This window comes from Hydrogenophaga sp. GW101-3F08 (assembly GCF_059424585.1).
Genome location: NZ_JBWKZP010000012.1, coordinates 110,565 through 131,921 on the forward strand (window position 1 = coordinate 110,565; position 21,357 = coordinate 131,921).

The 21,357-nt window shown below is 67.0% G+C and carries 27 protein-coding genes and 1 tRNA gene; 18 read left to right on the forward strand and 10 right to left on the reverse strand.

Annotated features, from left to right (window positions below; genetic code table 11):
- Position 1 precedes the first annotated feature (1 nt).
- The 15 genes from rpsH (at position 2) to AC07YZ_RS23200 (ending at position 7,475) form a co-directional block, all read left to right on the forward strand.
- On the forward strand, positions 2-397 hold the full coding sequence (rpsH, locus tag AC07YZ_RS23130) for a 30S ribosomal protein S8 (protein ID WP_226490205.1): 396 nt from the start codon (positions 2-4) through the stop codon (positions 395-397).
- 23 nt (positions 398-420) lie between these two features.
- Positions 421-954, forward strand: a complete 534-nt coding sequence (gene rplF, locus AC07YZ_RS23135) for a 50S ribosomal protein L6 (RefSeq protein WP_226490204.1) — start codon at positions 421-423, stop codon at positions 952-954.
- A gap of 11 nt (positions 955-965) precedes the next feature.
- Positions 966-1,331, forward strand: coding sequence for a 50S ribosomal protein L18 (rplR, locus tag AC07YZ_RS23140; RefSeq protein WP_068174944.1), 366 nt, complete (start codon positions 966-968; stop codon positions 1,329-1,331).
- Positions 1,332-1,349: 18 nt separating this feature from the next.
- The gene (gene rpsE / locus AC07YZ_RS23145) at positions 1,350-1,868 is read left to right on the forward strand and encodes a 30S ribosomal protein S5 (RefSeq protein ID WP_068174947.1); all 519 of its coding nucleotides are present in this window, start codon (positions 1,350-1,352) and stop codon (positions 1,866-1,868) included.
- An 11-nt stretch (positions 1,869-1,879) separates the two neighbouring features.
- Positions 1,880-2,062 carry a 50S ribosomal protein L30 gene (gene rpmD, locus AC07YZ_RS23150; protein WP_068174949.1) on the forward strand — a complete coding sequence of 61 codons (183 nt, stop codon included), beginning with the start codon at positions 1,880-1,882 and terminating at the stop codon, positions 2,060-2,062.
- Between the two features lie 16 nt (positions 2,063-2,078).
- Positions 2,079-2,510, forward strand: coding sequence for a 50S ribosomal protein L15 (rplO, locus tag AC07YZ_RS23155; protein WP_226490203.1), 432 nt, complete (start codon positions 2,079-2,081; stop codon positions 2,508-2,510).
- A 23-nt stretch (positions 2,511-2,533) separates the two neighbouring features.
- A complete protein-coding gene (secY, locus tag AC07YZ_RS23160; RefSeq protein ID WP_226490202.1) occupies positions 2,534-3,847 on the forward strand; it encodes a preprotein translocase subunit SecY in 1,314 nt (437 codons plus the stop codon).
- 9 nt (positions 3,848-3,856) lie between these two features.
- A complete protein-coding gene (gene infA / locus AC07YZ_RS23165) occupies positions 3,857-4,075 on the forward strand; it encodes a translation initiation factor IF-1 (protein WP_226490201.1) in 219 nt (72 codons plus the stop codon).
- A 43-nt stretch (positions 4,076-4,118) separates the two neighbouring features.
- Positions 4,119-4,232: a 50S ribosomal protein L36 gene (gene rpmJ / locus AC07YZ_RS23170; protein WP_084236402.1), complete on the forward strand. Its 114-nt coding sequence runs from the start codon at positions 4,119-4,121 to the stop codon at positions 4,230-4,232.
- Between the two features lie 22 nt (positions 4,233-4,254).
- A complete protein-coding gene (rpsM, locus tag AC07YZ_RS23175) occupies positions 4,255-4,620 on the forward strand; it encodes a 30S ribosomal protein S13 (RefSeq protein WP_226490200.1) in 366 nt (121 codons plus the stop codon).
- Positions 4,621-4,638: 18 nt separating this feature from the next.
- Positions 4,639-5,043 carry a 30S ribosomal protein S11 gene (gene rpsK, locus AC07YZ_RS23180; protein WP_068174956.1) on the forward strand — a complete coding sequence of 135 codons (405 nt, stop codon included), beginning with the start codon at positions 4,639-4,641 and terminating at the stop codon, positions 5,041-5,043.
- 165 nt (positions 5,044-5,208) lie between these two features.
- On the forward strand, positions 5,209-5,832 hold the full coding sequence (gene rpsD / locus AC07YZ_RS23185) for a 30S ribosomal protein S4 (RefSeq protein WP_068174959.1): 624 nt from the start codon (positions 5,209-5,211) through the stop codon (positions 5,830-5,832).
- A 93-nt stretch (positions 5,833-5,925) separates the two neighbouring features.
- A complete protein-coding gene (locus AC07YZ_RS23190) occupies positions 5,926-6,912 on the forward strand; it encodes a DNA-directed RNA polymerase subunit alpha (RefSeq protein WP_226490199.1) in 987 nt (328 codons plus the stop codon).
- 73 nt (positions 6,913-6,985) lie between these two features.
- Complete coding sequence (gene rplQ, locus AC07YZ_RS23195; protein ID WP_177137295.1) at positions 6,986-7,381, forward strand: 50S ribosomal protein L17; 396 nt, start codon at positions 6,986-6,988, stop codon at positions 7,379-7,381.
- Between the two features lie 17 nt (positions 7,382-7,398).
- Positions 7,399-7,475: transfer RNA gene (locus AC07YZ_RS23200), tRNA-Met, on the forward strand.
- A gap of 168 nt (positions 7,476-7,643) precedes the next feature.
- Here AC07YZ_RS23200 and AC07YZ_RS23205 read toward each other — a convergent pair.
- Both AC07YZ_RS23205 and AC07YZ_RS23210 read right to left on the reverse strand, forming a co-directional pair.
- Entirely contained in the window at positions 7,644-8,273 is a 630-nt protein-coding gene (locus AC07YZ_RS23205) for a hypothetical protein (protein WP_494796517.1), read from the reverse strand.
- An 82-nt stretch (positions 8,274-8,355) separates the two neighbouring features.
- Positions 8,356-9,975, reverse strand: a complete 1,620-nt coding sequence (locus AC07YZ_RS23210) for an FMN-binding glutamate synthase family protein (RefSeq protein WP_494796518.1) — start codon at positions 9,973-9,975, stop codon at positions 8,356-8,358.
- A gap of 57 nt (positions 9,976-10,032) precedes the next feature.
- Between AC07YZ_RS23210 and AC07YZ_RS23215 the strand changes: the two genes are divergently transcribed.
- The gene (locus tag AC07YZ_RS23215) at positions 10,033-10,845 is read left to right on the forward strand and encodes a UPF0149 family protein (RefSeq protein WP_494796519.1); all 813 of its coding nucleotides are present in this window, start codon (positions 10,033-10,035) and stop codon (positions 10,843-10,845) included.
- 97 nt (positions 10,846-10,942) lie between these two features.
- Here the strand turns inward: AC07YZ_RS23215 and AC07YZ_RS23220 are convergent, their stop codons facing one another.
- Both AC07YZ_RS23220 and AC07YZ_RS23225 read right to left on the reverse strand, forming a co-directional pair.
- Positions 10,943-11,608 carry a glutathione S-transferase family protein gene (locus AC07YZ_RS23220; RefSeq protein WP_494796520.1) on the reverse strand — a complete coding sequence of 222 codons (666 nt, stop codon included), beginning with the start codon at positions 11,606-11,608 and terminating at the stop codon, positions 10,943-10,945.
- A 32-nt stretch (positions 11,609-11,640) separates the two neighbouring features.
- On the reverse strand, positions 11,641-12,531 hold the full coding sequence (locus tag AC07YZ_RS23225) for a LysR family transcriptional regulator (protein ID WP_494796521.1): 891 nt from the start codon (positions 12,529-12,531) through the stop codon (positions 11,641-11,643).
- Positions 12,532-12,634: 103 nt separating this feature from the next.
- On the opposite strand from AC07YZ_RS23225, the gene AC07YZ_RS23230 reads away from it, so the two are divergent.
- A complete protein-coding gene (locus AC07YZ_RS23230; RefSeq protein ID WP_494796522.1) occupies positions 12,635-13,690 on the forward strand; it encodes an NAD-dependent epimerase/dehydratase family protein in 1,056 nt (351 codons plus the stop codon).
- Positions 13,691-13,723: 33 nt separating this feature from the next.
- Positions 13,724-14,884, forward strand: a complete 1,161-nt coding sequence (locus AC07YZ_RS23235; RefSeq protein ID WP_494796523.1) for an Acg family FMN-binding oxidoreductase — start codon at positions 13,724-13,726, stop codon at positions 14,882-14,884.
- Between the two features lie 19 nt (positions 14,885-14,903).
- On the opposite strand, the gene AC07YZ_RS23240 is transcribed toward AC07YZ_RS23235, so the two are convergent.
- The 6 genes from AC07YZ_RS23240 to tlpB all read right to left on the reverse strand — a co-directional run bounded on the left by AC07YZ_RS23240 (position 14,904) and on the right by tlpB (position 21,357).
- On the reverse strand, positions 14,904-15,821 hold the full coding sequence (locus tag AC07YZ_RS23240; protein WP_494796524.1) for an alpha/beta fold hydrolase: 918 nt from the start codon (positions 15,819-15,821) through the stop codon (positions 14,904-14,906).
- A gap of 17 nt (positions 15,822-15,838) precedes the next feature.
- Complete coding sequence (locus AC07YZ_RS23245) at positions 15,839-16,987, reverse strand: DNA alkylation repair protein (RefSeq protein WP_494796525.1); 1,149 nt, start codon at positions 16,985-16,987, stop codon at positions 15,839-15,841.
- Between the two features lie 17 nt (positions 16,988-17,004).
- Positions 17,005-17,490, reverse strand: a complete 486-nt coding sequence (locus AC07YZ_RS23250) for a CinA family protein (RefSeq protein WP_226494603.1) — start codon at positions 17,488-17,490, stop codon at positions 17,005-17,007.
- Positions 17,491-17,616: 126 nt separating this feature from the next.
- Positions 17,617-18,159 carry a phosphatidylglycerophosphatase A family protein gene (locus AC07YZ_RS23255; protein ID WP_494796526.1) on the reverse strand — a complete coding sequence of 181 codons (543 nt, stop codon included), beginning with the start codon at positions 18,157-18,159 and terminating at the stop codon, positions 17,617-17,619.
- Between the two features lie 134 nt (positions 18,160-18,293).
- The gene (thiL, locus tag AC07YZ_RS23260; protein ID WP_226490189.1) at positions 18,294-19,268 is read right to left on the reverse strand and encodes a thiamine-phosphate kinase; all 975 of its coding nucleotides are present in this window, start codon (positions 19,266-19,268) and stop codon (positions 18,294-18,296) included.
- Positions 19,261-21,357 carry a transporter-like protein TlpB gene (gene tlpB, locus AC07YZ_RS23265; protein ID WP_494796527.1) on the reverse strand — a complete coding sequence of 699 codons (2,097 nt, stop codon included), beginning with the start codon at positions 21,355-21,357 and terminating at the stop codon, positions 19,261-19,263. Before tlpB ends, thiL begins: the two co-directional genes overlap by 8 nt.

The following is a 21,357-nucleotide window of genomic DNA, read 5'->3' on the forward strand; positions in this document are numbered from 1 at the left end:
AATGAGCATGAGTGATCCTATCGCCGACATGTTGACCCGCATCCGCAACGCGCAGATGGTCGAGAAGGCCGTCGTGACGATGCCGGCTTCGAAGGTCAAAACCGCGATCGCCCAGGTCCTGAAGGACGAGGGCTACATCGACGGGTTCCAGGTCAAGAGCAACGACGGCAAGAACGAACTTGAGATTGCTCTCAAGTACTACGCCGGCCGTCCCGTGATCGAACGCATCGAGCGCGTGAGCCGTCCCGGCCTGCGTGTTTACCGCGGTCGCAACGCCATTCCCCAGGTTCAGAACGGTCTGGGTGTGGCCATCGTCACCACGCCCCAGGGCGTGATGACCGACCGCAAGGCCCGCGCCACCGGTGTCGGTGGTGAAGTCCTGTGTTACGTCGCCTGATGCGGGCATTGAGGAGCAACTGAATGTCACGTATTGGAAAACTGCCGGTCGCCATCCCTGCTGGGGTGGAGGTGGCCGTCAAAGACAACCTGATCAACGTCAAGGGTGCCCTGGGCGCCCTGGCGCTGGCGGAAAACGCCCTGGTCAAGGTCGAAAACAACGCTGGCTCGCTCTCGTTCACACCGGTGAATGAGTCGCGCGAAGCCAATGCCATGTCCGGCACCATGCGTCAGCTGGTGAACAACATGGTCAACGGTGTGAGCAAGGGCTTCGAGAAGAAGTTGACGCTCCTCGGTGTGGGCTACAAGGCCCAGGCTCAGGGCTCCAAGCTCAACCTGACGGTGGGCTACTCTCACCCCGTGGTGATGGACATGCCCGCCGGCATCAAGGTGGAAACCCCGACGCCGACCGAAATCCTGATCAAGGGTTCCGACCGCCAACGTGTGGGGCAGATCGCTTCCGAGGTGCGCGCTGTGCGCCCCCCCGAGCCCTACAAGGGCAAGGGCATCCGCTATGCGGATGAGAAGGTCGTGATCAAGGAAACCAAGAAGAAATAAGGATCAGGATCATGTTGACCAAAAAAGAGCAACGTCTCCGTCGGGCCCGCCAGACGCGCATCCGTATTGCGCAGCAAGGCGCCGTCCGCCTGACCGTGAACCGCACCAACCTGCACATCTACGCCAACGTCATCTCCGACGATGGCACCCGTGTGCTGGCCTCCGCCTCCACGGCCGAAGCCGAGGTGCGCGCCCAGATCGGTGGCGCCGGCAAGGGTGGCAACACCGCTGCCGCACAACTGGTGGGCAAGCGCATCGCTGAAAAGGCCAAGGCCGCCGGCATCGAGAAGGTGGCGTTCGACCGTTCCGGTTTTGCCTACCACGGCCGGGTGAAAGCCCTGGCAGACGCGGCCCGCGAGGCCGGTCTGCAGTTCTGATCAAACGGAATACACAAAATGGCTAAATTTACGGCAAACATCAAGAACGAAGCGAACGACGACGGTTTGCGCGAGAAGATGATCGCGATCAACCGCGTGACCAAGGTGGTCAAGGGCGGTCGTATTCTCGGTTTCGCAGCACTGACCGTGGTCGGTGACGGCGACGGCCGCGTTGGCATGGGCAAGGGCAAGGCGCGTGAAGTGCCGGTGGCCGTGCAGAAGGCCATGGAACAGGCCCGCCGCAACATGATCAAGGTGTCGCTCAAGAACGGTTCGCTGCACCACAGCGTGCACGGTGAGCATGGTGCCTCCAACGTCATGATGCTGCCTGCTTCCAAGGGTACCGGCATCATCGCGGGCGGCCCGATGCGCGCCGTGTTCGAAGTGCTGGGCATCACCGACGTGGTGGCCAAGAGCCATGGCTCGAGCAATCCCTACAACCTGGTGCGCGCCACGCTGGACGCACTGAAAAATTCGACCACGCCCTCCGATGTGGCTGCCAAGCGCGGCAAGTCGGTTGAAGACATTCTGGGCTGATTGGAGCGATCATGACCACACAAAACACCGTCAAGGTCCAACTGGTGCGTAGCCCCATTGGTACCAAGCAGTCGCACCGCGACACCGTGCGCGGCCTGGGTCTGCGCAAGCTCAACAGCATCAGCGAGCTGCAGGACACGCCCGCCGTGCGCGGCATGATCAACAAGATCAGCTACCTGGTCAAGGTACTCTGAACCGGAGTCGCAAGACATGGAACTCAATAGCATCAAGCCCCAAGAAGGCGCCAAGCACGCCAAGCGTCGCGTCGGCCGTGGCATCGGCTCCGGCCTGGGCAAAACGGCCGGTCGTGGCCACAAGGGCCAGAAATCGCGCTCGGGTGGCTACCACAAGGTGGGCTTCGAAGGCGGTCAAATGCCTCTGCAGCGTCGTCTGCCCAAGCGTGGCTTCAAATCCGCTCAGCTGCAGTTCAACGCTGAAGTGACCCTGGCCGACATCAACGCGCTGGAAGCCGCCGAGATCGACCTGCTTGTGCTCAAGCAGGCCGGCCTCGTGGCCCACATCGCGCGTCGTGTGAAGGTCATCAAGACCGGTGAGATCACGCGTGCCGTGACGCTCAAGAGCATCGGTGCCACCGCAGCGGCCAAGTCGGCAATCGAAGCCGCTGGCGGTTCGTTGGCCTGATTCGACACCAGCGGAAGCAATCTGTGGCAACTGGATCCACGACTCTGGCCAAAACAGGAAAGTTCGGCGACCTGCGTCGCCGGCTGGTGTTCCTGTTGTTGGCGCTGGTGGTTTACCGCATCGGGGCGCACATTCCTGTGCCCGGCATCGACCCCGCCCAGCTGGAACAGCTGTTCAAGGGCCAGGCCGGCGGTATTCTCAGCCTCTTCAACATGTTCTCGGGCGGAGCGTTGTCGCGCTTCACCGTGTTCGCGTTGGGCATCATGCCGTACATCTCGGCGTCGATCATCATGCAGTTGATGACCTATGTGGTGCCTACGTTCGAGCAACTGAAGAAGGAAGGCGAAGCCGGTCGTCGCAAGATCACGTCCTACACCCGTTACGGCACGCTGGCCCTGGCCATCTTCCAGTCCATGGGCATCGCCCTGGCGCTGGAAGGTCAGCAGGGGCTCGTGATCGATCCCGGTATGGGCTTTCGCCTGACCGCCGTGGTCAGCTTGGTGGCGGGAACGATGTTCCTGATGTGGCTGGGCGAGCAGATCACCGAGCGCGGTCTGGGCAACGGGATTTCGATCCTGATCTTCGCGGGTATCGCGGCGGGTCTGCCGAGCGCCATTGGTGGCTTGCTTGAACTGGTGCGTACCGGCGCCATGAACATCCTGGTGTCGATTTTCATCATCGCGCTGGTGATCCTGGTCACCTACTTCGTGGTGTTTGTCGAACGCGGTCAGCGCAAGATTCTGGTGAACTACGCTCGGCGTCAGGTGGGCAACAAGGTGTATGGCGGTCAGTCATCGCACCTGCCGCTCAAGCTGAACATGGCCGGCGTGATTCCGCCGATCTTTGCCTCCAGCATCATCCTGCTGCCCACCACGGTGGTGAGCTGGGTGAGCACCGGCGACTCGACCCGTTGGCTGCGCGACATCGCTTCGGCCTTGTCGCCGGGTCAACCGATCTATGTGGCGTTGTACGCTGCGGCCATTGTTTTCTTCTGCTTCTTCTACACGGCGCTGGTGTTCAACAGCCGCGAAACCGCCGACAACCTGAAGAAGAGTGGCGCGTTCATCCCGGGCATTCGCCCCGGTGACCAGACGGCCCGCTACATCGACAAGATATTGTTGCGACTGACGCTGGCCGGCGCGATCTATATCACCGCCGTCTGCCTGCTGCCCGAGTTTCTGATCCTGAAGTACAACGTGCCTTTCTATTTTGGTGGCACGTCACTGTTGATCATCGTGGTGGTCACCATGGACTTCATGGCCCAGGTGCAGAACTACATGATGTCGCAGCAATACGAATCGCTGCTTAAAAAGGCCAATTTCAAAACCTCCCTTTGAGCTTTGCGTATGGCCAAGGACGATGTGATCGAAATGCAGGGCGAGGTGCTTGAAAACCTGCCCAATGCGACTTTCAGGGTCAAGCTCGAAAATGGTCATGTGGTTTTGGGACACATCTCCGGCAAGATGAGGATGCATTACATCCGCATCCTGCCGGGTGACAAGGTCAAGGTAGAACTCACGCCCTACGACCTCACCCGGGCGCGGATTGTGTTTCGCTCGAAGTGAGCGGTGGCTGGTTGAATATTTTTGGAATATCTAGGAGAAGACTATGAGAGTTTCGGCTTCGGTCAAAAAAATGTGCCGCAACTGTAAGATCATCAAGCGGCATGGCATCGTGCGAGTGATTTGCACCGATCCCCGCCACAAGCAGCGTCAAGGCTGATTCGGAAGTTCAGAGGACCAACATGGCTCGTATTGCAGGCATCAACATTCCGCCGCACAAGCACGCCGAAATCGGCTTGACGGCAATTTTTGGCATTGGCCGTACCCGTGCTCGCAAGATTTGCGAAGCCTGCGGCATCGACTACGCCAAGAAAATCAAGGACTTGAGCGACGCGGAACTTGAAAAAGTCCGTGACCAGGTCGGTGTGTTCACGATCGAGGGTGACCTGCGCCGTGAAACCACCATGAACATCAAGCGTTTGATGGACATTGGTTGCTACCGTGGCTTCCGCCACCGTCGTGGTTTGCCAGTCCGTGGTCAGCGCACCAAGACCAACGCCCGCACGCGCAAGGGTCCCCGCAAGGCGGCCCAGTCGCTGAAGAAGTAATCGGTTTGAAGGATCCTCATGGCTAAGTCTCCCTCCAGCAGCGCATCTGCCCGCGTTCGCAAAAAAGTCCGCAAGAACATTGCCGACGGCATTGCCCACGTGCACGCGTCGTTCAACAACACCATCATCACCATCACCGACCGTCAGGGCAACGCCTTGTCCTGGGCGTCTTCGGGTGGTCAGGGCTTCAAGGGTTCGCGCAAGTCGACGCCTTTTGCGGCCCAGGTGGCTTCGGAAGTCGCGGGTCGAGCCGCGATCGAGCAGGGCATCAAGAACCTGGATGTCGAGATCAAGGGCCCGGGCCCGGGTCGTGAGTCCTCGGTGCGTGCACTGGGTGCGTTGGGCATCCGGATCAACTCGATTGCCGACGTGACGCCGGTGCCGCACAACGGTTGCCGTCCGCAGAAGCGTCGTCGCATCTAAATCGCCTCATTTGAGGCGGTGCCGCCAGCGCGGTACAATCAAAAGCTTTTTTCTCGAGCGCCACCGCAGTCGCCTGCGGTGGCATTTTTGCTAAGCCCACCGCCCCCGTCCAACGGGAGGCTCCCGCAACATCGGGTTGCGGCAGTGTGATTCAAGGAAACCAACGTGGCACGTTACCTCGGCCCCAAGGCCAAACTCTCCCGCCGTGAAGGCTCGGACCTGTTGCTCAAAAGCGCACGCCGTTCGATCAGCGACAAGGCCAAATTCGACTCCAAGCCGGGCCAACACGGCCGCACCTCTGGCCAACGCACGTCGGACTTCGGCCTGCAACTGCGTGAAAAGCAGAAGGTCAAGCGCACATACGGCGTGCTGGAACGTCAGTTCCGCCGCTATTTCGCCGAGGCGGACCGTCGCCGCGGCAACACCGGCGCCAACCTGTTGTTCTTGCTGGAAGCCCGTCTGGACAACGTCGTCTTCCGCATGGGTTTTGCTTCTACCCGTGCCGAAGCCCGCCAGATCGTGTCGCACAAGGCGATCACCGTCAACGGCAAGTCGGTCAACATCCCCTCCTACTCGGTCAAGGCCGGCGACGTGGTCGCGGTGCGTGAGAAGTCCAAGAAGCAGGCCCGTGTGATCGAAGCGCTGGAACTCGCCAAGCAGATCGGTTTCCCCGCCTGGGTTGACGTGGCCGTGGACAAGGCCGAAGGCGTGTTCAAGAAGTCGCCCGACCGCGATGAGTTCGGTGCCGACATCAACGAATCGCTGATCGTCGAACTGTATTCCCGTTAATTTCGTTCCCGGTCTGCGCCTGCACGGTGTGACCGGGCCATGCTCCGTCTGCCTTATCGGTGTAACGAGCCGAGGGTACTGAAGGAAGTTTGAATGCTGAACAATCTGCTGAAGCCCAAAACCATCAACGTCGAGCAACTGTCGACCCATCGCGCCAAAGTGACGCTCGAGCCTTTTGAACGTGGCTACGGTCACACGCTGGGCAATGCCCTGCGCCGGGTCTTGCTGTCCTCGATGACCGGGCATGCACCGACCGAGGTCACCATTGCCGGCGTGGTTCACGAATACTCCTCCATTGATGGTGTGCAGGAAGATGTCGTGAACATGTTGCTGAACCTCAAAGGTGTGGTCTTCAAGTTGCACAACCGCGACGAAGTGACCTTGAGCCTGCGCAAGGACGGTGAAGGTCTGGTCACGGCGGCCGACATTCAGACGCCGCACGATGTCGAGATCGTCAACCCCGGCCATGTGATCGCCACGCTGTCTGCCGGCGCCAAGCTGGACATGCAGATCAAGGTCGAAAAGGGCCGCGGTTACGTGCCCGGCAGCCTGCGCCGCAACGACGACCAGTCGCGTTCGATTGGCCGCATCGTGCTCGACGCTTCGTTCTCGCCCGTCAAGCGCGTGAGCTACACCGTTGAAAGCGCTCGCGTGGAGCAGCGTACCGACCTGGACAAGCTGGTGCTTGAAATCGAGACCAATGGTTCGATCGGCCCGGAAGAAGCGGTGCGCGCGTCGGCCAAGATCCTGGTGGAACAGCTGGCGGTGTTCGCGCAACTCGAAGGCGTGGAACTCTCCGCCTTTGACGCGCCGGCCCAGCGCAGCTCGCAGCAGTTCGATCCGATCCTGCTGCGTCCGGTGGACGAGCTGGAACTCACGGTCCGTTCGGCCAACTGCCTCAAGGCGGAGAACATCTATTACATCGGTGATCTGATCCAGCGCACCGAGAATGAGTTGCTGAAGACCCCCAACCTGGGTCGCAAGTCGCTCAACGAGATCAAGGAAGTGCTCGCTTCGCGCGGCCTGACCTTGGGCATGAAGCTCGAAAACTGGCCGCCGGCTGGTCTCGACAAACACTGAACTCGTCGATCAAAGTCTGACGAACCTCCAGTACCTGATACGGCTGGAGGCAAAACACTGAAAGGAAATCACCATGCGTCACGGACACGGACTACGTAAACTCAACCGCACCAGCGAGCACCGCCTCGCCATGCTGCGCAACATGATGAACTCGCTGCTCACGCACGAAGTCATCAAGACCACGGTGCCCAAGGCCAAAGAGCTGCGCCGCGTCGTGGAACCCATGATCACCCTGGCCAAGGTCGCGACCGTGGCAAACCGCCGTCTGGCTTTTGACCGCCTGCGCGACCGTGATGTGGTCGTCAAGCTCTTCAACGAACTGGGCCCGCGCTTCGCAGCCCGCCCGGGTGGCTATACCCGCATCCTGAAGATGGGCTACCGCGTGGGCGACAATGCACCCATGGCGCTGGTCGAACTGGTGGATCGTGCAGAAGATGCCGCTCCGGCGGCCGACGACGCGAAAGCGTGATAGAATACAAGGCTTGACGCGGAGTGGAGCAGCCTGGTAGCTCGTTGGGCTCATAACCCAAAGGTCGCAAGTTCAAATCTTGCCTCCGCAACCAATCCAATCAAGCCCCTGGCTTGTCATTGAAGCCCACGGTAACGTGGGCTTTTTTGTTTGTGGGCTGCAGAAGTCGTGGGCTCCAACGGGGCGCCTTGTTGGTGGTTAGAGGGGCCAATCCCACAGGCCCTCTGCCGGGCGCATCGGTAGCGACCTGATCGAGCGCTCGTCAGACCTTCGTCAGTCGCCTCGACATCCGCTCTGGCAGTCGGCGTTCGACAAACAGCTCCCCCACTTCTTTGAGGCTGAGGTACCGGCCAGTCTTGCCTTGTTTGCCCATCACCTTCAGCAGGATGGGCCATTCGCCGTCCATCAGCTTTCTGTCGATGCTGCGCCGGTTGCCGGCCGCGCGCGCAAAGTTGGCGTCCATCATGCGCTGCAGTTCCTCCAGATCGAGCCCGGGTTCGGTGCGACCATCGACATCGGTTTTCTCGCTCGCAAATTCCGCAAGCCGTGCGAGCTCTTTCGCGCTGACCTTGGCCGTCGCATCCAGAATGCGTGAACCGGCGCCCTTCTTGTCCAAGGGACCATTCCTCAGTTCGTTCAAGCGCAGGCCACCAAAACCGTTGCGCGCCATTTGCAGTGGCGTGAGTCCGTTCGCCAGCAGCGCGATCGCCCGGATCGCCGCGGCAGGGAGCGCTGGTTGTCCATCGCCTGCGTTCGCCACCTCGGCAATGGTGCTGGTGACCGTCCCGAGGCTGGCCACGTCGTCGGCCAGCAGGCCCTGGGCGACCAGCGCCCTCAGGAAGGGACAGGGGTTGTTGGGGGACACCTGTGGCGAGCGGGGGCTGGACGGCATGTCTTTTCCTTGGTGTGGGAAACGGGTGGGGATGTCGTTGCTCAGACCATGCGCTGCGTCGGAGGCCGATGTGGCGTGCGGGTCAGGTCAGGCCGAACCGGTCGGCCCGCGCCTGTTCCCAGTAGGTGGTGAACACCGCGTGCTGCCCTTCGGAACCCTGCAGCAGGGCTCCGGGCTGGGTGATGGGCAACAGGTTGGCGAGCAGGCGCACTTCGTTTTCGTTGACGCGGCGCACGATGTGTTGCGCCGTGATGTCGCCCGGGTGCTGCAAGCCGGCCGCCTGCACCAGTTCCTGCAGCGCCTTCAGGGTCTGCTGATGGAAGTTGAACACCCGTGTGGCCTTGGCGGGCACCACCAGCGCCTGCTGGCGCACCGGGTCCTGCGTGGAGACACCGGTGGGGCACTGGCCGGTGTGGCAGGATTGGGCCTGGATGCAGCCCAGGGCGAACATGAAGCCGCGTGCGCTGTTGCACCAGTCGGCACCGATGGCCAGGCAGCGTGCGATGTCGAAGGCGCTCACCACCTTGCCTGAGGCGCCGATTTTGATGCGGTCGCGCAGGTTCACGCCCACCAGCGTGTTGTGCACCAGGCGCAGGCCTTCCTGCAGCGGCGCCCCCACGTGGTCGGTGAACTCCAGTGGTGCGGCCCCGGTGCCGCCCTCGGCGCCGTCGACCACGATGAAGTCGGGCGTGATGCCGGTCTCCAGCATGGCCTTGACGATGGCAAACCATTCCCAGGGGTGGCCGATGCAGAGCTTGAAACCGGTCGGTTTTCCGCCCGAGAGCTCGCGCAACCGCGCGACGAATTGCATCAGCTCCATGGGGGTCGAGAACGCGCTGTGCGCGGCGGGCGAAACACAGTCCACGCCGATCGGCACGCCGCGCGCGGCGGCGATCTCGGGCGTCACCTTGGCGCCCGGCAGCACGCCACCATGGCCCGGTTTGGCGCCCTGGCTGAGCTTGATCTCGATCATCCGGACCTGGGCATCGAGTGCGTTGGCCTTGAACTTGTCCTCGCTGAACAACCCGTCGTCGCCTCGGCAGCCGAAGTAGCCCGAGCCGATCTCCCAGATCAGGTCGCCGCCGTTGAGCCGGTGCCAGGCCGAGATGGAGCCTTCGCCCGTGTCGTGCGCGAAGCCGCCCCGCTTGGCGCCCGCGTTGAGCGCCTGGATGGCGTTGGCCGACAGCGCGCCGAAGCTCATGGCCGAGATGTTGAACACGCTGGCCGCGTAGGGCTGGGTGCAGGCAGGGCCGCCAATGGTGACGCGAAAATCGTGCGAGTCCAGCGCGGTGGGCGCGAGCGAGTGGTTGAGCCACTCGTGCCCGACGGCCCGCATGTCGCGCTGGGTGCCGAACGGGCGTTTGTCGGTCTCGCCCTTGGCGCGCGCGTAGGCCAGGCTGCGCTGGCTGCGCGAAAACGGCGTGGCCTCGGTGTCGCTCTCCAGAAAATACTGGCGGATCTCGGGCCGGATCTTTTCCAGCATGAAGCGGAAGTGGCCGATGACCGGGTAGTTGCGCAGCACCGAGCTTTTGGTCTGGCGCAGGTCCCAGAACCCCAGCACCGAGAGCCCCGTGGACAACACGAAAACCAGTGCCCCGACCCCAAAGCCCACCAGCGTGAACAGACTGAGCAGCGCGCACAGAACGCACAGGGCGAACGCGGTGTAGCGCACCGGATAAATGGCGTTGAGGCGTTCGAGCATGGGTTCCTTGGGGGCTTACACTGCCCAGCATCATAAAACCCGCTGCCGTTTTCCCCCATGAACACCGATACCACGCCCGTCCCCATGGACAACGACGATTTTGATGCGCTCGACGCCATCCTGGACGACCTGCGCACGCGCGGCGAGGACGTGCCGCAGTGGGAGTTCTGCGAAGGTGCCATGGCCGCGCTGCTGTGCACGCGCCGCCTGATCCTGCCCAGCGAGTACTTTCCCGTGCTGCTCGGCACTGGCGACAGCGCGCCGGGCGTGCCCGGCAGCGATCCCGAAGACACCCATTTCGCGGACGACGCGCAGTTCGCGCGTTTCATGGAGCTGTGGACACGGCGCTGGAACGAGGTCGCCACGGCGCTGGGCGCCCCGGTCGAGACACTCGAAGACGAACGCAGCTACCACCCCGAGGTGATGGACGTGCGCGGCGCGGTGGCCAGCCTGTCCGAGGAAGCACGCGCCGAAATGGGCGATCAGGCCTTGCCCGCGTTCGGCCAGGTCTGGGCCCTGGGCTTCATGTTCGTGGTGGAAAGCTGGCCCGAAGAATGGGCCGCCCCGCGCGACAAGGAAGCGGCCGGCTGGCTCAACGACGCGCTCGACGCCATCGTGGCGCTGACCGAGGACGACACCGATCCGCCCACGGTCTGCATGCACAGCGAAGACGGTGCGCCCAGCGTGAGCGACGAGCGCCTGAACGCGTTTGGCGCGGCCATCTGGGCGGTGTACGACCTGCGCCAGCTCTGGCAGAGCCTGGGGCCGCGCATCGCGTCCGCGCGCAAGGCCGATACCCCGGGGCGCAACGACCCCTGCTGGTGTGGCAGCGGCAAAAAATACAAGAAGTGCCACGGCATGGGTGAATAGTCCCCCGAGCGGCGGCGCTGCACGCATGGCCGCCGTCTCCCGCTCGGGCCGACTCCTTCCTTCGACGAGTCCAGAACAAGCCCTCCAGGGGCGCCGATCAGGCCATCAGCTCGAACGGGCCGCCCTGCTCGATGGCGCGCTGGTAGGCGGGTCGAGCGTGGATGCGGCGCAGCCAGTCCATCAGCTTGGGACGGCTCTCGTCCAGCCCCGCGCGTGCGGCCGCGGCCTCCACCGGAAAGCTCATCTGCACGTCGGCCGCGCTGAACGAGCGCCCGGCGAACCAGGGTGAACTGGCCAGCTCGGCCTCCAGGAAATCCAGGTGCTGCGTGAGGTTGGGGGTGATGAAGCGGCGCTTGACCGTGGCCGAGATCGCCTTGGCCACCGGGCGCACCAGCAGAGGCGCCTTTTCCACCTGGTCGAACACCAGCTTGAGCAGCAGGGGCGGCATGAGCGAGCCCTCCGCGTAGTGCAGCCAGTAGCGGTAGCGCCGAAACGCGGGTGTGCCCGCCGTGGGCGCGAGACGGCCCTCGCCATAGGTCTCCACCAGGTACTCGATGATGGCGCCCGACTCGGCCAGCGTGGCCTCGCCGTCGGTGACCACCGGCGACTTGCCCAGCGGGTGCACCTGGCGCAGCGAGGGTGGCGCCAGCATGGTCTCGGGGTCGCGCTCGTAGCGCTGGATCTCGTAGGGCACGCCCAGTTCTTCAAGCAGCCAGAGCACGCGCTGCGAGCGCGAGTTGTTCAGGTGGTGGACGGTGAGCATCGGATTTCCTTGGGTGAGAGGGGCAACGGCGCTCAGCTTAGCGCCTGCGGCAACGCCCGCGCGAGGAAGTCCCACACCGCGCGGATGCGCGGGTTGCTGCGGATCTCGCGGTGCACCGCCAGCCACACCGGCAGCGGCGGTATGGGCAGCATGGGCAGCAGCGGCACCAGGTCCGGGCTCTGGCGGGCCACGTAGCGGGCCAGAAAACCCACGCCCAGCCCCGCGTCCACCGCTGCCTGGTAGGCGTTGAGGTCGTCGGTGCGCACCGCGAAGCGCTCGCGCTCGATCGGGTAGCCCATGCGGGCGAAGCCCTGCACGATGTCGGTGTTGCGGTCGTAGCCGATCAGGTCGTGGGTCAGCAGGTCCTCGGGCACCCGTGGCGTGCCGCGCCGGCGCAGGTAGTCCCGGTGCGCAAAGGTGCCGATGGCGACCTGCCCGACACGCCTGGTCACCAGCGAGCCCTGGTCGGGTCGCACCATGCGCAGCGCGATGTCGGCCTCGCGTTGCAGCAGGTTGCTCACCGCGTTGCTCGACACCAGCTCGATCTGGATGTCGGGCAGCGCCTGGCGCATCTGCAGCAGCACCGGCGGCAACAGCACGCAGGTGACGGGCTGGCTCGCGCTGATGCGCACCGAGCCGCGCGGGTCGGCCTGCGCGCCCGAGGCCTGGCGCGCGAGCTGGTCGGCCGCGACCGACATGGCGCGCGCCGCGTCGGCCAGCCGCAGCGCGTGGGCGGTGGGCAGCAGGCCGCGGCCGGTGCGCTCGAACAGCACCACACCCAGCTGCGTTTCGAGCTCCCCGATGTGGCGACCCACCGTGGGCTGGCTGGTGGCCAGGCCGCGCGCGGCCGCCATCAGGCTGCCGTGGTCGAGCGCGGCCAGAAACGAGCGGATCAGGGTCCAGTTGAAGTCTCCGGTATGCATATGTGTATGTCTGGTGTTCGGTTTCAGGCCATTGTGTATGGGGGTGGATGTTTCCACAATCGATCCCATGGTGCCGGTGGTCGGCGCCCCATGGAGTCCTCTCATGCACGATCTGCCTTCTTCACACACCGCCGAGACGGTGCTGATCCTCGGTGGCCGTGGCCGCTTCGGCCTGGCCGCGGCCCAGGCTTTTGCGCGCGGCGGCTGGCGCGTGCTGGCCCAGATGCGGCACGGCGCCATGGCCCCCGAGGTGCCCGGCGTCACGTGGCTGGCGCAGGCGCTGGACACCCCGGAGGCGGTCGAGGCGCTGGTCGCGCAGGTGCGTCGCGGCGGCGGCGCCTCGGTGGTGGTGCATGCGCTCAACCCCAACCACTACACGCGCCAGGCCTGGGCGCGCGAAGCCTGGCCGCTGCTGCGGTCCGGCATGGCGGTGGCGCAGGCGCTGGGGGCCACGATCATGCTGCCCGGCAATGTGTACAACCATGGCGAGGCCATGCCGGCCGTGCTGCTTGAAGACTCCCCGCAGCGTCCCAGCATGGCCATGGGCCGCATCCGCACCGACATGGAAGCGCGGCTGGAGCAGGCCACCCGCCAGGGCCAGTTGCGCGCGGTGATCGTGCGCGCCGGCAACTTCTATGGCCAGGGGCGCGGCACCTGGCTCGACCTGGCCATGCTCACCGGCCTGCGGCGCGGCAAGCTGGTGTTCCCCGGCCCGCTGGACGTGCGCACCCCTTGGGCCTACCTGCCCGACCTGGCCCGAACGTTCGTGGCGGTGGCCGGCGTGCGCGCGGCAATGGCACCGTTCGAATCGCTGCATTTCAGTGGCCACGACCTCTCGGGTCAGGACTGGGTCGATGCCCTGCAGCCGCTGGCCCGGCAGCAGGGCTGGTTGCGCGAGGGCGCGCCGCTGCGCGTGGGTGGCATGCCGTGGCCCTTGCTCTCCCTGCTGGGGCCCCTGGTGCCGAGCTGGGGCACGCTGGTGGCGCTGCGTTACCTCTGGAACCGGCCGTACCGGCTGGACAACCGCCGCCTGCTGGCGCTGATCGGCAGCGAACCCCACACGCCTTGGCCGCAGGCGTTGGCGCACACCCTGCAGGATTTGCGCATGCTGCCCGCGGTCGCCGAGCCCCGGGTGCACACTGTGTCCACGCCGGCCTGATGCCTCGCGACCGCCCACCCACAGGAGCCCGCCATGCAACGCCGACTTTTCTTGCGCATCGCCGGTGGCGGCGTGGTGGTGGCCGCCACCGCGGGCGGCCTGGCGGCCTGCAGCAGCGCATTGCCGCCCGAGGCCATCGCCGCCTGGCAGGGGCCGGGCAACGAGCCCGACCCGCGCCGCTGGGTGCTGGCCCACGCCATCCTGGCGCCGCATTCGCACAACCTGCAGTCCTGGCTGGTGGACCTTCGCGAGCCGGACGCGATCACCTTGTTCATCGACCGCAGCCGCCTGCTGCCCGAGACCGATCCGTTCTCGCGCCAGATGATGATGAGCCAGGGCACTTTCCTGGAACTGCTGGATCTGGCCGCGCGCCAGCGCGGTCTGCGTGCCGAGATCACGCTGTTCCCGCAGGGCGCCTTCGGCCCGCAGGCGCTGGACGCTCGACCCACGGCCCACATCCGATTGCGGCCCGACGCCTCGTTGCGGCCCGACCCGCTGTTTGCGGCGGTGTTCCAGCGCCACACCAACCGCGAAGCCTACGAGGCGCGCGAGCCCGACCCGGCGGCGCTGCAGGCCATCGCCGCCAGCCTCGCGCCCCATGCGGTGCGCGCCGGGTTCGTGGGGGCGGCGCAGGCCGAGGCGCTGGCGCAGCACCGCCGCATTGCCATGGAGGCCTGGCGCATCGAGCTGGAAACGCCGCGCACCATGCTCGAATCGCTGCGGGTGCTGCGCATCGGGCCGAAGGAGATCGCCGAGCACCGCGATGGCCTCTCGCTCAACGATCCGCTGGTGCGCGCGCTGAGCGCCGTGGGCCTGTTCGACCGCAGCCGGGCACCGGCGCCGGGGGACGCCGCCATCACACGCCAGATCGAGGACTTCAACGCGAAGATCGCCGCGACCCCGGCGTTTTTCTGGGTGCTGACCCAGGGCAATGACCGCGCGACGCAGGTGAACGCGGGCCGTGCCTACGTGCGTGCGCAGCTCGCCGCCACGGCCGCGGGCCTGTCCATGCACCCTTTGCAGCAGGCCCTGCAGGAATACCCCGAGCAGGCCGGGCCCTATGCGGCGATCCACCACTTGCTGGATGCCTCTTCACCGGGCCAGACGGTGCAGATGTGGACACGCCTGGGTTACGCGCCAGCGGTCGGGCCGGCGCCGCGGCGCGGGCTGGACGCGCACATCCTCCCGGGCTGACGGCGGTTGACCCGCGCGTTCAGGGCCGCATGAACCCGGCCAGAGCCGCCGCGGTTTCGGCGGGCAGCTCTTCGGGAATGAAGTGGCCGGCCGGCAGGGCCTGCCCGCTGACGCTCGCCGCGCAGCGCGCCTGCCAGAGCGCCAGCGGATCGAAAAAACGCTGCACCACGCCCTTGGCGCCCCAGAGCACCAGGGTGTCGCAGGCGATGGCTTCACCGCGCTCGCGGCCCAGCCGGTCGTGCTCCAGGTCGATGTCGGCGCTGGCCCGGTAGTCCTCGCAGGCGCTGTGGATGGCGTCGGGCCGGCAGAAGCAGCGCTCGTATTCGGCCTGTGCCTCGGGTTCGATGTGGCCCAGGCCGCCCGCGCCCCAGCCGCCGAGCTTGGCATGCAGATAGGCCAGCGCTGCGCCGCCGATCATGGCCTCGGGCAGGGGCGCGGGCTGGATCAGGTGGAACCAGTGGTCGTAGGCGCGGGCGAAGTCCATGTCGGTGCGCGCGTACATGTCCAGCGTGGGCGCGATGTCGATCACGCCGAGCTTGAGCACGCGCTGCGGGAAGTCCAGCGCCAGCCGGTGCGCCACGCGGCCGCCGCGGTCGTGGCCGCAGAGGAAGAACCGGTCCACGCCCAGCGCGTCAAGTGCCGCCACCACGTCGCTGGCCATGGCGCGCTTGCTGGCCTGTTCGTGGCGCGGCGCGTCCGCCGGCGCGGGCGAGTCGCCGTAGCCGCGCAGGTCCGGCATGACGATCCGGTACGCGCCGCGCAGCCGCTGGGCCACGCGCTGCCACATCACGTGCGTCTGCGGAAAACCGTGCAGCAGCACCAACACCGGGCCCTGCGCCAAGCCACCCACGCGCAGCGTGACGTGACGTGACGCGCCGGCGGTGCCCAGCGGTATCTCGCGCCGCTCGAATCCGTCAAACCAGGGTGTGTCGGTCATGGGGTCTCCGTGGGGTATCAGGGCAACAGCTCGAAACGGGCGCTGGCGCAGGTCTGGCCGTTGACCAGCAGATCGATGCGGTGGCTGCCCGGGTAGAGCGTGCGTGTGGTCACCGGGCGCAGGCTGTGGCGTTTTTCCAGGAGGCGCAGCTCGCCCGGACCCAGCGCCAGCTTCCAGCCCTTGAACACCTTGGGGCTGGTGCCGCCGTTGGCGCGCACGTGGTGCACCGCGTAGTCCACCACCAGCGGCTGGGTCGTGCGCGCCGTGGAGCGCAGCGTGACGTGCAGCCCGATGTCTTCCCCCACCGCCGCGTGGTCGGTGGACAGGCTCAGGCCGGCCTCGCCCTGCAGACCCAGCCCGAGGCCCCAGGCGGCCAGCGTGGGCGGGTGGCCCTGCTTGATCAGGCCGCGGCTGGCGTGGCGCAGCAGGGCCGTGCGGTCCGGCGTGGCGCCGCGCAGGTGCTCGCCGACCCAGCGGGCCACCAGCTCGGGGTGGTCCTTGGCGATGTCGTTCAGGTGGTTGGCCACGCTGCGGCGCACATAGGCGCTGGCATCGTCCTGCAGCACACGCAGCAGCGGCAGGGTGGGCGCGGGGTCGGCCACCAGGGCTTGCAGCCGCAGGCCCCAGGGCAGGCGCGGGCGCGAACCCTCGCTCACCAGCCGGCGCACATGCGCACTCGGGTCGTGCGCCCACTGCGCCAGGGTGGGCAGCACCACGCCGGGGTGTTGCTGGATCAGTGGGCGGATCGCGAACTCGGCCGAGAAACGCTGGGTGAGCGCGTGCAGGCAGGCCAGCGCGCGCGGCACCTCGCCGTTCACGCCGCGCCGCGCCACGAACTCGCCCATGGACCAGACCACCCAGCCGGCCAGACCCTCATCCCGTCGGTCGGCCGCCAAGGCGATGGGCTCGCCCTGCGCGTCCAGCGGCAGCGGCGGCGCCAGGCTGGCTTCCATCACCTCGCAGGCGGCGGCAAAGTCGCCCGGCAGGGTGGCCTCCAGCGCGTCGGCCAGCTGCATGGCGCGCGCCTTGAACTCCAGCGCTTCCAGCCCGTCGCCGGCCTGCTGTTCGAAGCGCTGGCGCTGAAACCCGGGCCACACCCGCTGCAGGTGGGCGCCCGCGTGCGCCACGGTGCGGGGGTTGATGAGGTTCTTGAACGGTTCGGCCATGTCTGAGGGCGCTCCCGTCAGCGCAGGCGGAGCAGCAGCCCGGCCAGCGCGTGCCGCACCGTGGCCTGGCGCACGGCGGCGCGGTCGCCGTCGAAGCGCTGGTGTTCGGTGAACACGCCCTCGGGCGTGGCCCAGCCGAACCACACCGTGCCCACCGGTTTGTCGGCGCTGCCACCGGTGGGGCCGGCAATGCCGGTGACCGCCACCGACCAGTGCGCGTGGGCGTTGACCACCGCCCCGGTGGCCATGGCGCGCGCCACCGCCTCGCTCACCGCGCCGTGTTCTTCGATCAGCGCGGCGGACACGCCCAGCAGCTCGGACTTGGCGGCGTTGGAATAGGTGACGAAGCCGCGCTCGAACCAGTCGCTCGATCCACTGAGCTCGGTGCAGGCGCTGGCGATCAGGCCGCCGGTGCAGCTCTCGGCCGTGGCCAGGAACTGGCCGCGCGCCTTGAGTTCGGTGGCCAGTTGTTCAACCAGTGTGGCGGTGGGCGGCAGGTTCATGGCGGTCATGGTTGTGAGTGAGGGGGATCGGTCAAGAACACCGCGAAACGGGCTTTGCCAGGCCGCAGGTGTTGCCCCTTGAGGGGCGGAGCGGCTACGCGCAGCGAGCACGCGACGGGGGTGGGCTCAATACCTCCAGGCGGCGATCACGAACAGGGTGCAGCCGGCCGCGGCGAAGTCGTCGAGCAGGATGCCGAAACCACCGCGCGGGCCAAAGCCCTTGAAACGCCGGTCGGCCCAGGCCATGGGCCCGATCTTCACCGCGTCGAACAGACGGAACAGCACGAAGGCGTAGAGCTGGCCCCAGATGCTGGTGGGCGAGACCAGCCACAGCACCAGCCAGAAGGCCAGGATCTCATCGACCACGATGTGACCCGAGTCGGCCATGCGCATGTGCCGCGCCGTGACCGTGCAGGCCCACCAGCCCACCAGCGTGCCCACGCCGATCAGCAGCGCCCAGCCCAGGTCGGGCAGCCGGGGCTGCAGCAGCAGGAAGACCACCCAGGCCCAGAGCGTGCCCGCCGTGCCCGGGGCGAAACGGGGCAGGCCCGAACCCGCGCCGAGCGCAATGAAATGGGCCGGGTGGGCGACCAGAAAGGCCCAGGTCGGGCGAAGCATGGGCGCTGCGCTGGCGGCAAAACGGTCGGACGGATCGGGGGTGTCAACCATGGTGGATCGATTATGAGGCGGTGTGAAACGGTGCAGCCCGTGCCCGCCCAGAACGCTTTGGCCCTGGCTTTGCCAGGCCGCATCGCGTTGCCCCCTGAAGGGGGTCGCGCGCAGCGCGGCGGGGGTGCTTCATCTCACTTGAAGTGGTCAAAGCCGCGCGCACGCAGCGCCACCGGCTGGCCGGCGGCGTCCAGCCAGCGCAGGCCCGGTTCGGCGCTGATGCGGCCCACGCGGTGCACGGGGGTCTGGCTGGTGCGGGCGGCGGCCTCGATGGCGGCGCGTGCGCCGGGCGGGGCGCTGAACAACAGCTCGTAGTCGTCGCCGCCGTTGAGCAGGCAGTCCAGCCGCTGGGCTTCGGGCAGGGCCCGCAGATCGGGCGCCAGCGGCAGTTCGGCCAGTGCCAGCTCGGCGCCCACGCCGCTGGCCTGCAGCACATGGCCCAGGTCGCCGGCCAGGCCGTCGCTCAGGTCGATCGCCGCGTGCGCCAGGCCCGCGAGTGCCTGGCCCAGCGCGAGGCGGGGCACCGGCCGCTCCAGCCGTGTGCGCAACCGGGGCAGGGCGTCTGGCGGGGTGTGCGCGCTGGCCCAGCCGGTGCCCAGCAGCAGTTCCAGCGCCAGTCGCGCTTCGCCGGTGCGCCCGCTCAGGTAGAGGTCGTCGCCGGCCCGGGCGGCGTCGCGCCGCAGCGCCTGGTCGGGGCGCACCTCACCGAGCACCGTGATGCAGATGTTGAGTGGGCCGCGCGTGGTGTCGCCGCCCACCAGGGGGCAGGCGTGCGCGTCGGCCAGCGCGAACAGGCCCCGGGCGAAGGCGTTGAGCCAGGCGTCGTCGGCCGCGGGCAGGGCCAGCGCCAGCGTGAAGCCCAGCGGCCGCGCGCCCATGGCGGCGAGATCGCTCAGGTTGACCGCAAGTGCTTTGTGGCCCAGCGCTTCGGGCGCCACGTCGGGAAAAAAGTGCCGGCCCTCGACCAGCATGTCGGTGGACACGGCGAGCTGGTGGCCGGGCGCCGGCTGCAGCAGGGCGCAGTCGTCGCCGATGCCCCGTGCCACGTTGCCGGGCAGCGCCACGCCGGGGCGCTGGAAATGCCGGCGGATGAGTTCGAATTCACCCATGGCTGCGTTGGGCGTCGGCATCGATGGCCGAGGCCGGGCCATCGGGGTCGAGGGGCGCGTCCTCGGCTTCGTCCTCGGGCAGATGCCGTGGGGGCCACAGGAAGCTCAGGGGCGCGCGCCGGATGCGGTGGCGGATCGACGCGCGGATGCGCACGCGGTTCACCTCGCTGATGTTCTGCGCACGCAGCGCCAGCTGGAAGGCGAGGTAGAAGCTCACGGCCAGGTTGATCGGCCCGACCACCAGCACGCCGGCCACCGCCCACCAGAAGCCCGGTTCCCGCAGCACACCCAGGCCCAGCGAGGCCGCCGCCGCGGCCACCTGGCCGGCCGAAAGCGTGACGTGGCGCACGTCCAGACCCAGGCCGAAAAACGCCGCGAACGCGGGCACCAGGCCGAGCATGAAACCGAGCGAGATGTTGGCCGCCAGGCCCGAGATGTTCTGCCGCAGAAAGCTGGCCCAGCGTGCCGCGCGCGCCGGGCCGAGCAGCCGCGTGAAGCGCGGGTTGTGCCGCACGGCCGAGTCCAGCTTGTGGAACACGAACCAGTTTTCCACCCAGCCGGCCACGATGCTGGAGGCGAACAGCAGCACCCCCGTGAGCGCGGCAAACAACAGGGTGGGGCCGAGCAGGTGCAGATCGTGCAGCACGTGCCGGGCCTGGTCGGCGTCGATCATGGGCGCGCCGGTGACGAACCGCAGCGCCAGGCTGAGCAGCAGCACCACTGGGATCACCAGGCCGACGTTGCCCGCGATGGCGGCGATCTGGGAGCGGAACAGGTTGGCCACCTCGTCCACGAAGCGGCGCACGGCGCCGGGCTGGCGGATGTCCCGGAGCTTGGCCACCATGGCCGGCGCGGTCACGGCGGGCTGTTTGGTGGCCACCGTGAGGTGCAGCAACTGGATCAGCACAAAAAAGAACGCGTAGTTGAGCCCGGCGGCAAAGCCGGCCCAGAACGCCGACAGCCCCAGCGCGTAGAGCGAGAACTTGACCCAGGTCGTCAGGCCCAGCACCGCGCCGCCGCCCGCGGCCTTGCCCAGCATCTGGCGGTATTCGGCCGCGTCGCGCGTGATGTAGTACTCGCCGCTCTCGGCGCTGCGCTCGGCCACCTTCGCCGCCGTCAGGTGCGAGCTGCTGGCGATCAGCGCGCGGATGCTGCGGTTGTCCTGGCTCATCTGCGCCAGATCGGCCAGCAGCGCCACCGTGGCACGTTCGGGCTGGCTGGACTGCAGGCAGTCCAGCAGCTGTTTGACGCGCACGATGCGCTCGCGCAACTGGCGCAGCCGGAACACGATGCCCACCGACACGCCGTGGGTTTCGAGGTGCGAATACACCGTGTAGGCGGCGTGGCGGCAGGCGTCGAGCTGGGCGCGCAGCAGCGCGGCCGCCTCCAGTGCCTGGGCGCTGTGGGGCCCATGCCGCTGCACCGCCTGGCGCATCACCTCGAAGGACGACGGCAGTTCGTGGAACGGGCGCGAGACCTGGGCCTCGGCGGACATGCGGACCCGGATTTCCGAGGCAAACCCGGTGGCGCTGACCTGGCTCACGCAGAACACCAGCGCGTCCATGAGGGCGGTCTGCCAGAAGCCGGCGGGCGAGCTCGCGGCGCTCTCGGCCGCTGCCAGCGCCGGTGCGGCGGTGGGGAGGGCGTCCGGTGGTGCGATCAGCAGGGCGTGCAGCCGCTGCAGCGTGGCGCTGTCCAGCGCCTTGAGCCAGCGCACGTCGAAACGGCTGGGCAGCAGCAGGCCGAACAGCTCGGCCAGATCGGTGGTCTCGGGCGTGCCGGGCAGGATCTTGCGGCGCAGCCGGTGGCCGAACTCGCTGAGGAAGGCGGTGCGGGGCGCGAAACCGTAGTCGGCCAGCAGCGGCGTGGCGTCCACGCTGCCGGTGAAAACCCGCCACCAGTCGTGCCAGCGCGCCAGCCATTCGGGGCGCGTCTGCACGGTGTCCAGCAGCAGGCGCACGCGCGCCACGCTGGCCTGGGGGTCTTCGGCCTCGCCGCGCACCCAGCGCAGCAGTTCGATCAGCCACAGGTGGCGTTGCGCCATCGGGGCCTGTGCATCCAGCGCGTCCAGCAGGGCGGGCAGGTCCAT